The organism is Massilia sp. W12 (assembly GCF_037300705.1).
Classification (GTDB): Bacteria; Pseudomonadota; Gammaproteobacteria; order Burkholderiales; family Burkholderiaceae_D; genus JACPVY01.
This window is the reverse complement of sequence record NZ_CP147776.1, coordinates 5,646,723-5,659,609: the sequence shown is the minus strand read 5'-3', so window position 1 is coordinate 5,659,609 and position 12,887 is coordinate 5,646,723. Positions and strand designations below refer to the sequence as shown.

The window sequence follows — 12,887 nt, the reverse complement described above, 5'->3', positions numbered from 1 at the left end:
CATAAAAAAAGAGGTTCCGCAGAACCCCTTTTTTGAGTTGGCGTGAAGCCAAATTATGCCAGCTTCGACTGCTTGCGATAGCGCATCAGACCAAAACCGGCCAGACCGGCCAGCATCATGGCCCAGGTTTCCGCTTCCGGCACCGGGCGGGTCGGGGTGAATTTGATCGATTGACCGTTATACACCGCGTTCACATGCAAATCCTTGATCAGGAAGTTGGCGATATTGGTGTTTTTGAAAATCCAGCTGACTTTTTCGCCATCGGTGAAACGGTTGGCGTTGTTGGACGGATTGAAGAACACGCCGCGATCGCCAAAGCTCTTCAAACCAACTTGACCGGTCACGTCAAACAGCGACAGATTGCTTTGGCTGATACGGCCCGAAGTCATTGCGTAATCCAGGCCAAATACGAATGGGTTGGAGCTGTTCAGGCGGTTATCCCAGTTGGCCGACAAAGTCCATTTGGTGTCGGAGCCGACTTGCAGAATGCTCAAACGACCCATTTCCTGGTTCGGGAATCCGGCGTTGTTGGAGACATTGAAGATGTATTCGCTGAGCGACCCGGAGGGAAGATTCAGCGTTCCAGCTTGAGCGGCGCCAGCCGAAAGGGCGAGGGCAAGCGCAGCAAAGTGCGTCAATTTGTTCATCAGGGAGCTTTCTTTGATCGTTTTTATGCAGGATAGCAGATAGCAGATTTTGTTGCAGAACATCTGCTCGGAACAGGAGTGTATAGAATCGCCATAAAAAAGCAAGCTGAATATTAAAAAGCGCTGCCCAATCGACACCAAAAGAGAATAATTATGACAATATTTTGTTTCCATAAAGAAAGGAAAAAGACGCCGCAACGCCTTTTCCCCCTCTGCCCGTTTTCAGCTTAAGCTTGCAGCGTCTGTTTGCGCTGATAACGGCGCAAACCCAGCAGCGCCAAACCGGCCAGCATAATGCCCCATGTTTCCGGCTCCGGCACACTCAGCGGCGCAAATTTCACTGATTGCCCGTTATAGATAGCGTTGACGTGCATGTTTTGAATCAGAAATTGCTCCACATTGGTATTGCGGAAGATCCAACTCGCCTGTTCGCCATCGGTAAAACGGTTGCTGTTATTGGCGCTGGTGAAGACCACGCCATTCCGGCCAAAGCTTTTCACGCCAACCTGGCCTGCCACATCAAACAAGGGCAGGCTGGCTTGATTCAGATTGCCGGATAGCATGCTGAACTCCAGCCCCATCACATAAGGATTGCTGGCGTTATAGGCATCGGCCCAGTTTGCCGACAAAGTCCACTTGGTGTCAGCGCCGTCTTGCAGAATCGTCAACCGTCCCATTTCCTGGCTTGGGAAGCCGGCGATATTCGATGCTCCAAGCACAAAGCTGCGGCTGCTCAGGAGACTGGCCTCTCCTGGCAGCACTTGCACAGCTGCGTGCGCAGAGGAAACACAAACTGCCACACCAAAAACTGCAAACATCAGTTTTTTCATGATCTGCTTTCTATTGTTTATTACGTTATAAGAAAGAAGGGAGCAGGGTTGAGGCGCCCGGTATGGTGTTTCTGAAGGGTCAAAACGTTGCATGGGCAACGGAAAATGAGTTTACTGCGGCGCAGCAAAAATACCATATGCAGGCTCCGTAAAGTGTCAAGTTTTACAGTATGACCATTATTTTGTGCTATGCAGCAACTTAAGTCATACATTGGCTTTCTGCTCTATGGTCTCTGCAGAGTTGGCTAAAAACAGTCAGCGCGCGCACCGGCTTGCATGCCGATGCGCGCAAGCTCGCATCATCAGGCTTGCAGTGTTTGCGCGGCGTTTTTACGGCGCCGGCGCAGGCCGAGCAAACCCAGGCCGCCCAACAGCGCCGCCCAAACCGGCGCATCAGGCGTGGCGCTTGGCGTAAATTTCACCGATTGGCCGTTATACAGCGAGTTGATATGCAAGTCTTTAATCAGAAATTGATCCAGCCGGGTATTGTTAAACACCCAGCTGACTTGCTCGCCATTGGTGAAGCGCGCGCTGCTGTTGGCGGAAGTAAAGAAAACGCCGCTCTGATCGAAGCTTTTCAAACCCACTTGTCCGGCCAGATTTTGCAATGGCAGACTGCTCTGATGCAGCGCGCCATCACGCAGCGCAAAGCCGAGCGACATCACGAAGGGATTGCTGACATCGTATTGGCTGGCCCAATTCGCAGTCAGCGTCCAGCGCGTATCCGCGCCTTGCTGCTGCAAGGTCAACAGTCCCATCGGCTGACTGGGGAAACCAGCGCGATTGGAGACGCTCATCACAAAGCTGAGCGTATCCGGCGCGGCCGGCAAAGGATTGAGAGCGGCTTGCGCCATAGTAGATCCCAGCGCCAGGCACAAAGGCGCATACTTGAATGCTTTCATGATTGACTTTCTATCTGATTCAGCAAGACAGAAGGGAGCAGGGATATGGCGCCCGGTTGAGGTAATGCACACAGCTGCAGGCGTGGGGGAGCTGTAATGTCATTCTATTGCGCAGTGGAAAAATTTCAATCAAATCTTCAGCGTCGGAGAATATTGCAAAATCAGCCGCGCCAGTTGCGCAAACGCGCTATCGATTTGCGCCGGCGGCACATGGGCGTAGCCCAACACCAGACCGCGCGCGCAGGCCGGCCCGGTTTGCAAATGATAGGCCGAGAGCGGGCGCGCGATAATGCCGGCGGCGCGCGCCGCCGCGCATAAAGCCACGTCATCACATTCATCCGGCAAGCGCAAGGTCAGATGCAAGCCGGCTTCGCCGCCGCTGTACAAAGTGGCCTTGGGCAATTCGCGCGCAATCGCCTGCTGCAAACACAGGCGGCGCTCGGCGTACAGCTGGCGCATGCGCCGCACATGCGCGGCAAAATGGCCTTCGTTAATGAAATCGGTCAAGACTGCCTGGGTAAAAATATGTCCGCCCCGGTATAACTCGGACAAGGCGGTGGCGAAGCCCGGCGCCAGCGCCGGCGGCACGACCAGAAAGCCGATGCGCAAACCCGGGAATAAAGTCTTGCTGAAGGTGCCGGTGTATAACACGCGCCCTTGCGCATCCATGCCTTGCAGACTGGCCAGCGGCCGCCCCATAAAACGGAATTCGCTGTCATAGTCGTCTTCCACCACCCAGGCTTGATGGCTTTGCGCGTATTCCAGCAGTTGGCGGCGGCGCGCCAGACTCATCAGCGCGCCGGTCGGATATTGGTGTGACGGGGTGACGCAAATCAGCTTCGGCTTTGGCCCTGCACATGTCCCCTCTGCCGGATTATGCAAACGCATGCCTTCCTCATCCACCGCCATCGGCACAGGGGTCACATCGAGCGCATGCAAGACGCTTTTAATGCCCCAGTAACCAGGCTCTTCGACCCAGGCGGTATCGCCGGCGTCGCATAAAAGCTTGGCGATCAAGTCCAGCGATTGATGAATGCCATGTGTGATCAAGACATTTTCCGCGCTGCAATTCACCGAGCGCGCCAAGCGCAGATAATCGGCAATCGCCGCCCGCAGCGGCATGTAGCCGCCGCTTTGGCTGTAACTCAACATATCCAGCCGGGCGCGGCGCCAGACTTTGTTATGCAAGCGGGTCCAGACTTTGTACGGAAAGTGCGCCACATCCGGCAGCCCCGGCATGAAAGCGCCGGATTGCTGTTCGCTGACCCCGCTATGCGCCAGCAAGGTGCGGGCGCGACGCGAAAACAGCGGCGCATCCTGACTCGCCAAAGGCGCACCGCTGGCGGCATGCTCAGGCGGCAATTGCGGCGTGGTGTCAGCGATAAAACTGCCGGCCCCGGGCCGGGTCTGCAAAAAACCTTCGGCGATTAATTGCTCATAGGCGAACATCACCGTATTGCGCGCAATCCCCAATTCGCGCGCCAATTCGCGCGAGCTGGGCAGCTGCAAGCCCACCGGCAGGTATTGCTGCAAAATCGCCTCGCGTATCAGCTGATACAATTGGCGATTCATGGGCAATGGGTGCTCCCGTTCCAGTTTTTGTTGCAAGAAGTCGCTCAGGGTGCTGTTTTTCAAAGTGGCCCCATCAAAAAAAAAGAATTGGTACTACATTATAGTGCCAGATCTGCTTAATATATTAAGAAGATCGCTGTCTCGCCTGTTTTTTGCAGTTTATGTGCCTCTTGTGTCTGCTTACGCATCGCATATGCGGTAAGCGGCATCAGAGCATGCCGGCATCTCCCTTTGCGAACCACATCACCAGGAGTACACATGTTGCAATTGAAAGACCCCAGCCTCTTGCGCCAACAAGCCTATATCAATGGCGTCTGGTGCGATGCCGACGATGGCAAAACCCTGGCCGTCAGCAATCCGGCCACCGGTGAGCAAATCGGCGTCATGGCGTATATGGGCGCGACGGAAGCGCGCCGCGCGATTGAAGCGGCGGATGCTGCGCTGCCGGCCTGGCGCAAGAAGAACGCCAAAGAGCGCGCCGCGATTTTGCGCAAATGGCACGATCTGATGATGGCCAATCAGGAAGATCTGGCCTTGATCATGACTTCCGAACAGGGCAAGCCGATGACCGAATCGCGCGGTGAAATCGCCTTTGCCGCCTCCTTCCTGGAATGGTTTGGCGAAGAAGCCAAGCGCATCTGCGGCGATGTCATGCAATCGCCCTGGAACGATAAGCGCACCGTGGTCTTGAAAGAGCCTATCGGCGTGTGCGCCGCCATCACCCCGTGGAATTTCCCGGCGGCGATGATCACGCGCAAAGTCGGCCCGGCGCTGGCGGCGGGCTGCACGATTGTGGTGCGCCCGGCCGATCTGACCCCGTATTCCGCGCTGGCGATGGCGGTGTTAGCTGAGCGCGCCGGCGTGCCGCCTGGCGTATTCAGCGTGATTACCGGCCAATCGCGCGCCATCGGCGGCGAAATGACGTCCAACCCGATTGTGCGCAAGCTGACTTTCACCGGCTCCACCGAAGTGGGCCGCGTGCTGATGCAACAATGCGCGCCGACCATTAAAAAACTCTCGCTCGAATTGGGCGGCAATGCGCCCTTCATCGTATTTGACGATGCCGATCTGGATGCGGCAGTGGAAGGCGCTTTGATTTCCAAATACCGCAACGCCGGCCAAACCTGCGTCTGCGCCAACCGCATCTATGTGCAAGATGGCGTGTATGACGCGTTCGCGGAAAAATTCGCCGCTGCCGTGCAAAAGCTGAAGGTGGGCAATGGCGTGGAGCCGGGCGTGACGCAAGGCCCGCTGATCGATCAAAAAGCGGTGCAAAAAGTGGAAGAGCACATCGCTGACGCGCTGGCCAAAGGCGGCCGCCTGCTGACCGGCGGCAAACGCCATGCGCTGGGCCACAGCTTTTTTGAACCGACCGTGGTGGCGGATGTGACCTCGGACATGCGGGTGGCGAAAGAAGAAACCTTCGGCCCGCTGGCTCCCTTGTTCCGCTTCAAGACCGATGAGGAAGTGTTGCAGATGGCGAACGACACCGAATTCGGCCTGGCCAGCTATTTCTACTCGCGCGACATTGGCCGCATCTGGCGCGTGGCGGAAGGTCTGGAATCCGGCATGGTGGGCGTCAACACCGGCCTGATCTCGAATGAAATCGCGCCATTCGGCGGGATTAAGCAATCGGGCCTGGGGCGTGAAGGCTCGAAGTATGGGATTGAGGATTATTTGGAGATTAAGTACGTTTGCTTGGGTGGGATTTGATGAATGCAGGCTACGGCCTGCTTTTCTCAAAACAGCCGCCGCCGTTATCTGGTTGCGGCGGCTGTTGTACTCCCTGACTTTATACGCAATTACCGCTGGCGTCCTTCTTTTTGCCCCCCATGCATGGAGAATTGTCAGCCGCAGCCTGTGGCGCCACTGTGGCTGCGCCGGCAGCTGCGCCAGCATTCGTGGCATTAGCCGGTTTCGCGCCCGAGGCTTTTTGCTTTCCTTTTTGCTTGGGTTTTTCCGCAGCTGGCGTTTCATCCGCTTTCGGCGCTTCCAGCTTGATTGTCAAAACCGCACTTTTGACAGGGTTTGATGCGTCACTGACCAGCACTTGCACTTCTTTTTTCTTGATGTCTTTGCTCTTTTCGCTGACATTAATCATGATCCGGCTTTCATCAATACGCGGGCCGCGCACGGTAAGACCGGTCTCATTATTGCCGTCAATTTCCACATGGTAGGGTTTGGTACCGCCATTGATGAAGACAGATTTGCTGTCTTCCACGCCTTTGGTGAAGCTGATGCTCTTCGTCGTCAGCGTCATATCCAGTACGATTTTGCTGGCATCGCCACAGGCATCCAAAGCATTGGCCGCAACCTTCTTATCAAAAGCGATCAATATGCCGTGTACTTTGAGAGCGGCTTGAAAGCTATCTTCCAGCGGTTGTTTCAGGGACTCCAAAGCTTTGATTAACATACGTTCGGTTGTGCCGCTGCCTAAGCCATTTTCTTTGCCCGGTTCACTGGCATCATCAACTTTTTTCAACTTCTCACTGATTGATTTATTCTGGTTTTTTTTACTTTCCGCTTTTTCCTTGGCAGAGGCAGCTGTTTCTCCCTTACTTTCTTCCTTATTGTCGGCGCCAGAAGAGGCTTTGCTCTCCTCCTTATTGCTACCCAATAAAATATCTTTGATGTCCTGACTTGGTGCAAATTGTGCCGACATTGCGCCCAGGCCGCCCACAATCTTGGGGATGGCGCTCAAATCAGGCACCGTGTCTTTCAGCGCATCGTTCAAACGTTGATCAATCTGATCCACACTGGATTTTAAGCGGTTGTCAGACATGATCACCCCGCCGTGCAGCTTACGTCCCGCTTTGTGAATTTTTTGCAAGCTGCGGACATCGCTTTGCGCTTCTTTCACAATCGCTTTGTATGGATCAAGCGCATCGGCATCAGGGTATTTCGCTTTTAAATATGCGAGAACCCCTTCAACCACCTGCAAGCGGCCCTGCAATTGGCCCATGTGCTTTTCCAAACCATTCAATTGCTTATCCAGATCTTTAACATCTTCCATTGTCAAATTCAACGGCAGCACCGCCGTCTTGGCGCAATTCACCGCTTCAATGCCCTTGTTATAAATATCCCAGCGCCGCTTATCAAACTCGTAAGTGCCCAAGGTATAAGCCGTTCCGCTCAGGAGCGAGGCGCCGGTGATAGCGTCTTTGTGCGCCTTGCCATATGACATACCCAAGATCGCCGCGCCTGCGACAATCAAGCCATTGCGCATATTGCTTTGTTGATCCACCTGACCATACAGGGCATTGCGGTAGGCATTGCCGGCGCGGTCGGCGTATTCGCGCCCGCAATCTTGCGCCCATTCTTTGTTTTGGCATCCTGCGGATTGGGTATGATCCCACTTCACAATCGGACTGCCTGCGCACGCGCTCAGCATTGCACAGAGGGACACAACAACAGGGCGCAACAAACTGCGCCGGATCGGCATTAGGTATGCATCTGACATGACATTCTCCCGTTTTTATTCAAACCAACACACCCGCCAGCCTGTGCAGGTGCGATCTGCTTTGTTGTGGCATCTTGCTCGATGCTTTTTGGTGGAGACCGGGATTCAGCGCGCCAAACTGCAGCACCCTGCCAGCCTCTTTTCTATGGCAACGCTCCCGTTTTTTACCGCAACACCCGGAAACGCTGTTGATACGTGGCGCGGAATAGATGCAATTTAGTCATTCCTTCTTGCGCATGCAAGGTTTTTAAAGAAAAAAAATCGCTATTTAAATATTACTTTGTTAAATCCGCAGTGAAATGCGTTGACATATTCAGCAAACGCTTGCCAGAGTGTCAGCATATGCTGCCCAGACCGCCATCTGATGCTACCAGGGCGGCTGAAGCCGTTCAGCCTCAGGGACAGAATAAGCTGCATCATACAATGCCGTTTTGCCCCCCAGCTCTTGAGCCTCATGAATTTCGCCACTGCAAGCCCATCCTATCGCCTGGCTATACTGTGCAGCATTGCGCTGCACTTAGGCTTGCTGTTTAGCTGGCAATGGCGCAAGCCCGCGCCCGCTCAGCGTACAGCGCCTGCCAGCCAACTCAAGCGCCAGGACTTGCAAATCGTTTTCCTGCCACCGCCGGCGCCGCACAGGCCGGCACAAGCGCAAGCAATCCAGCAAAGCAATCCTCAGCCGCGCACGCTGCGGCAAACTGCGCCGCCGGCAGCGCCCACCCCAGTCCCACGGCCACTGCCGCCCACAGAAACTGCCGCGCCGCCCGCCGCCATCTTGCTGCCGCCCGCGCCCGTCAATCTGGACAAACCCGCCCCGGCAACGCCAAGCGATCCCTTTGCGCGCCAATATGACAGCGAATTCGCGCAAAACGCCCTGCGCGCCGCCGGCAAAACCGAGCGCGGCTTGCGCGCTGGCGATTCGCCGCTGGCGCGCGCCAGCGCCATGGGGCATGGCGACCGTTTTGAAGAAGCCATACGCGCCGCCGGCATCCCGCGCGAAGCCACTATTGAACGTATTTCTGTCGGCGGGCAAGAGTTTTACCGCATCCGCCATGGCAAGAACAGTTATTGCATGCATCTGCCAAACCGGCCCTCCGCCGTGAATGGCGGCTTCAGCGGGAAAATGGAAGCCACCAACTGCCCGGGCTGATGCGTTTGTCGCAAAAATTGCGGCCCATGGCTGCCGCCATTTTTTCCGCACAGGCGGGAACCCGGCTTGTTCGCATTCCCTCAAGCGCATAGATTGCCGCCGCATAGCAGCTAAAGTCTGCCTGCTGACGCTGGGAAAAGAAATACCCCTCTAATTTATCAATAAATCAATATCCGGCGTTTACATTGCCGCCAGGCATCATTACAATGCCGTACTCAGGATTGCCATAAAAACATGTGGATAAATATTCACAGATGAATGAAAAAAGTCCTGCAAGGCCCCGCTACCACACAAAGGAATACTGATGAAAAAGATTGCCGCACTGATCGCTTTGTTTGCCGCAGCGCACGCGAATGCCAGCCTGATTTCGTTCCAAACCGGCTATTCTGCCGCCGGCCCGCAAGCCACTGCTGAAGCTTACCGCGATGTGGTGGAAGCTGCGGTTGCCGCGCCCGGCGCCGGTTATGGCGTGACAAATATCGCCAGCTATAACAATATTTCCAACCAGTCCATTTTTGGCGGCAGCTATACCAATGTGGCGTTTAAATCCACCATTCAATTCGGCGTGCAAGGCAACCAGGCCGGCACATGGACGATTCGCGCCGGGGTGGATTTTGGCCGTGGCGGCGCGATCTTCCTGGACGGCCAGGCCGTCGCTTTCCGCAACACCGATATGTGGTGGGCCGGTAATTACAACAACCCCAGCCAGTACTTCCAATTCTCCGGCAATATCGCCGCCGGCAACCACACCCTGACGGTGTACGGCCTGGAAAACTGCTGTGATGGCGGTCAGCAAATTCAATACAACTTCGGCCAGGGCTTCCAAAGCTTCAACAACCAGACCCTGAACCCGGTGCCGGAACCCGAAACCTACGCCCTGCTGCTGGCAGGTCTGGGCGCAGTTGGCATGTTAAGCCGCCGCCGCCAACAAAAACTGGCCTGATCACAGCGCCAAAAGCGCCGCAGAAAAGCCCGCAGGCCTTGCGCTTGCGGGCTTTTCCTTGTTAACGCGGCAACATTGATGCATGGCTTTTTTGCTGATTTTGATACGCCGATCTGTCATGCCTCTGCCATATTTCATCGCCGAATTCAAGCGAAAAATCTCTTTTTATGTTGTCAAAAACGATTGCGTGGCCTCCGGATGGGCACTACAATTTGTGCCTCGCGTGATTTCGACTACTATATATAGTGTTGAGAGGGCTTAACAGATTCTGCCGTATCTTGCAAGCGGCTTACATCGTAAGCTTCCCGTCACGCAGCCCGCATACCGGAACTTGCCAGGCGCTGAGCGCCGCAGAACCGGGGTGCGCATGATCAACGGGGCCGCCGCCCCACCAGCCAGATTCAGGAGCTTCAATGCACACGACGCAAGACACATCCCTGTTGCCAACCGGCCAAGCCATGCCCCTGGCCGGCGCCACGCCGGGCCTGGATACGCCGCAACTCGCACGCGCCGAGTACCGCGTGATCCGCCGCAATGGCGCCGTGGTCGGCTTTGAGCCGGCCAAAATCGCAATTGCGATGACCAAGGCGTTTTTGGCGGTGAATGGCGGACAGGGTGCGGCCTCGGCCCGTGTGCGCGAGCTGGTGGAACAGCTGACCGAGAACGTGGTCAGCGCGCTGCAGCGCCGCCAGCCGACCGGCGGCACCTTCCATATTGAAGACATTCAAGATCAAGTCGAACTGTCTTTGATGCGCTCCGGCGAACACGACGTGGCGCGCGCCTACGTGCTGTACCGCGCCAAGCATATGGAAGAACGGCGCCAGCAGAAAGAAGCGCGCGGCGAAGGCGAGCCGAAATTGCATGTGCTGGAAAACGGCGAAATGCGCGTGCTCGACCGCGAGCGCGTGCGCGAATTGATTTCCGCCGCCTGTATCGGCCTGGAAAAGCATGTGGATGCGCAAGCCATCCTGGGCGAAACCCTGAAAAACCTGTACGACGGCATTCCGGTTGAAGAGCTGCACAAATCCGCCATCCTGGCCGCACGCGCGCTGATGGAAAAAGACCCGGCTTACAGTCTGGTCACCGCGCGCCTGCTGTTGCACACCATCCGTAAAGAAGTGTTTGCACAGGAAGTGGCGCAAAAAGACACGCCGGCGGCGTATCGCGAATACTTCCCGGCCTTCATCCGCAAAGGCATTTCCGCTGAACTGCTCGACCCGCGTCTGGGCGAATTTGATCTGCAGCGTCTGGCGCAAGCGATTGTGGCCGAGCGCGATTTGCAATTCGGCTATCTCGGCCTGCAAACCCTGTACGACCGCTATTTCCTGCACGTCAACCAAGTGCGCATCGAAATGCCGCAAGCCTTTTTCATGCGCGTGGCGATGGGCCTGGCCTTAAATGAAATCGACCGCGAAGCGCGCGCCATCGAGTTTTACCACCTGCTGTCGTCGTTCGACTTTATGAGTTCGACGCCGACCCTGTTCAATTCCGGCACGCGGCGCTCGCAACTCTCATCCTGCTACCTGACCACGGTCTCCGACGATCTGGATGGCATTTATGAGGCGATCAAAGAAAACGCCCTGCTGGCGAAATACGCCGGCGGCCTGGGCAATGACTGGACCCCGGTGCGCGCGCTCGGCTCGCACATCAAGGGCACCAACGGCAAATCGCAAGGCGTGGTGCCGTTCCTGAAAGTGGTGAATGACACCGCCGTCGCGGTCAACCAGGGCGGCAAGCGCAAGGGCGCGGTATGCGCCTATCTGGAAACCTGGCATATGGACATCGAGGAATTCCTCGACCTGCGCAAAAACACCGGCGACGACCGCCGCCGCACCCACGACATGAACACCGCGAACTGGATTCCCGATCTGTTCATGAAGCGCGTGATGGAAAAAGGCGAATGGACGCTGTTTTCGCCGTCCGACGCGCCGGACTTGCACGACAAATTCGGCCGCGCATTTGAAGAAGCCTATACCGGCTACGAAGCGCGCGCCGCACGCGGCGAAATCAAGCTGTTCAAAAAAGTGCAGGCGCTCGATCTGTGGCGCAAAATGCTGTCGATGCTGTTTGAAACCGGCCATCCCTGGATCACCTTCAAAGATCCTTGCAATATCCGCAGCCCGCAGCAGCACGTCGGCGTGGTGCACAGCTCGAATCTGTGCACGGAAATCACCCTGAACACGAATGACAGCGAAATCGCGGTGTGTAATCTGGGTTCGGTGAATCTGGCTGCGCACATGCAAAACGGCGTGCTGAATCTGGAAAAACTGCGCCGCACCGTCAGCATCGCCATGCGCATGCTGGACAATGTGATCGACATCAATTACTACGCCGTGAAAAAAGCGCGCGACTCGAATCTGCGCCACCGCCCGGTCGGCATGGGCATCATGGGCTTCCAGGACTGCCTGCACATGATGCGCCTGCCTTACGCCTCGCAAGAAGCGGTGGAATTCGCCGACCAATCGATGGAAGCCGTGTGCTACTACGCCTATTGGGCCTCGACCGAGCTGGCGCAGGAACGTGGCCGCTACAGCAGCTACCCGGGTTCGCTGTGGGATCGCGGCATCCTGCCGCAAGACTCGCTGCAACTGCTGGGCCAGGAACGCGGCGGCTATCTGGAAACCGACACCAGCAGCCGTCTGGACTGGGACGCCCTGCGCGCCCGCATCGCAGAACACGGTATGCGCAACTCGAACTGTATCGCGATTGCGCCGACCGCCACGATTTCCAACATCATCGGCGTTTCGGCCTGTATTGAGCCGACCTTCCAGAATCTGTATGTGAAATCGAATCTGTCCGGCGAATTCACCGAAATCAATGAATACCTGGTGCGCGACCTGAAAGCGCGCGGCCTGTGGGATGAAGTGATGGTGGCCGACCTGAAATATTTTGACGGCAGCCTGGCCAAGATCGACCGCATTCCGCAAGACCTGCGCGAATTGTACGCCACCGCCTTTGAAATCTCGCCGAGCTGGCTGGTGGAAGCTGCGGCACGCCGTCAGAAATGGATTGATCAGGCGCAATCGCTGAATATTTATATGGCGGGCGCGTCCGGCAAAAAACTGGACGAAACATACAAGCTGGCCTGGGTGCGCGGTTTGAAGACCACCTATTATCTGCGCACGATTGCCGCCACCCACACCGAAAAATCCACCGCTAAAATCGGCGCCTTGAATGCCGTTTCGGTGGACGGCGGCGGCGGCATGTTCTCGGCGCCGGCGAATGCCGCAGCGGCGATGCCGGAACCGGAAGGCCCGGCCTGCATGCTGCGCCCGGGCGACCCCGGCTTTGAAGAATGCGAAGCCTGCCAATAACCATCTTGCGGCCTGCCTGCGCAGGCCAGCTTATGGCGGCGCCGGCAAGCGCCGCCGCGCAAGCGTAGA

Annotated in this window: 9 protein-coding genes; 4 read left to right on the top strand and 5 right to left on the bottom strand. The window is 56.4% G+C overall.

Annotated elements, in window-relative coordinates; all coding sequences use genetic code 11:
• Positions 1-53: 53 nt before the first annotated feature.
• The 4 genes from V8J88_RS23255 to V8J88_RS23240 all read right to left on the bottom strand — a co-directional run bounded on the left by V8J88_RS23255 (position 54) and on the right by V8J88_RS23240 (position 4,014).
• Entirely contained in the window at positions 54-845 is a 792-nt protein-coding gene (locus V8J88_RS23255) for a PEP-CTERM sorting domain-containing protein (RefSeq protein ID WP_338846662.1), read from the bottom strand.
• 29 nt (positions 846-874) lie between these two features.
• The gene (locus V8J88_RS23250; RefSeq protein WP_338846661.1) at positions 875-1,366 is read right to left on the bottom strand and encodes a PEP-CTERM sorting domain-containing protein; all 492 of its coding nucleotides are present in this window, start codon (positions 1,364-1,366) and stop codon (positions 875-877) included.
• A 413-nt stretch (positions 1,367-1,779) separates the two neighbouring features.
• Complete coding sequence (locus V8J88_RS23245; RefSeq protein WP_338846660.1) at positions 1,780-2,379, bottom strand: hypothetical protein; 600 nt, start codon at positions 2,377-2,379, stop codon at positions 1,780-1,782.
• A 129-nt stretch (positions 2,380-2,508) separates the two neighbouring features.
• Entirely contained in the window at positions 2,509-4,014 is a 1,506-nt protein-coding gene (locus V8J88_RS23240; protein ID WP_338846659.1) for a PLP-dependent aminotransferase family protein, read from the bottom strand.
• A 195-nt stretch (positions 4,015-4,209) separates the two neighbouring features.
• On the opposite strand from V8J88_RS23240, the gene gabD reads away from it, so the two are divergent.
• Positions 4,210-5,664, top strand: a complete 1,455-nt coding sequence (gene gabD, locus V8J88_RS23235; RefSeq protein ID WP_338846658.1) for an NADP-dependent succinate-semialdehyde dehydrogenase — start codon at positions 4,210-4,212, stop codon at positions 5,662-5,664.
• A 79-nt stretch (positions 5,665-5,743) separates the two neighbouring features.
• Here the strand turns inward: gabD and V8J88_RS23230 are convergent, their stop codons facing one another.
• Complete coding sequence (locus V8J88_RS23230; RefSeq protein WP_338846657.1) at positions 5,744-7,177, bottom strand: hypothetical protein; 1,434 nt, start codon at positions 7,175-7,177, stop codon at positions 5,744-5,746.
• A 688-nt stretch (positions 7,178-7,865) separates the two neighbouring features.
• Here V8J88_RS23230 and V8J88_RS23225 point away from each other — a divergent pair.
• The 3 genes from V8J88_RS23225 to V8J88_RS23215 all read left to right on the top strand — a co-directional run bounded on the left by V8J88_RS23225 (position 7,866) and on the right by V8J88_RS23215 (position 12,818).
• Positions 7,866-8,561 (top strand): hypothetical protein, encoded by a 696-nt coding sequence (locus tag V8J88_RS23225; protein WP_338846656.1) that lies wholly within the window; start codon positions 7,866-7,868, stop codon positions 8,559-8,561.
• A gap of 304 nt (positions 8,562-8,865) precedes the next feature.
• Positions 8,866-9,504 (top strand): CCXG family PEP-CTERM protein, encoded by a 639-nt coding sequence (locus V8J88_RS23220; protein ID WP_338846655.1) that lies wholly within the window; start codon positions 8,866-8,868, stop codon positions 9,502-9,504.
• Between the two features lie 458 nt (positions 9,505-9,962).
• Entirely contained in the window at positions 9,963-12,818 is a 2,856-nt protein-coding gene (locus V8J88_RS23215; protein ID WP_338849962.1) for a ribonucleoside-diphosphate reductase subunit alpha, read from the top strand.
• Positions 12,819-12,887 lie beyond the last annotated feature (69 nt).

Coding starts and splice junctions, on each gene's coding strand:
- V8J88_RS23215 (WP_338849962.1), top strand. CDS start 9,963: ATGCCCCTGGCCGGCGCCACGCCGGGCCTGGATACGCCGCAACTCGCA.
- V8J88_RS23230 (WP_338846657.1), bottom strand. CDS start 7,177: ATGCGCAATGGCTTGATTGTCGCAGGCGCGGCGATCTTGGGTATGTCA.
- gabD (WP_338846658.1), top strand. CDS start 4,210: ATGTTGCAATTGAAAGACCCCAGCCTCTTGCGCCAACAAGCCTATATC.
- V8J88_RS23245 (WP_338846660.1), bottom strand. CDS start 2,379: ATGAAAGCATTCAAGTATGCGCCTTTGTGCCTGGCGCTGGGATCTACT.
- V8J88_RS23225 (WP_338846656.1), top strand. CDS start 7,866: ATGAATTTCGCCACTGCAAGCCCATCCTATCGCCTGGCTATACTGTGC.
- V8J88_RS23220 (WP_338846655.1), top strand. CDS start 8,866: ATGAAAAAGATTGCCGCACTGATCGCTTTGTTTGCCGCAGCGCACGCG.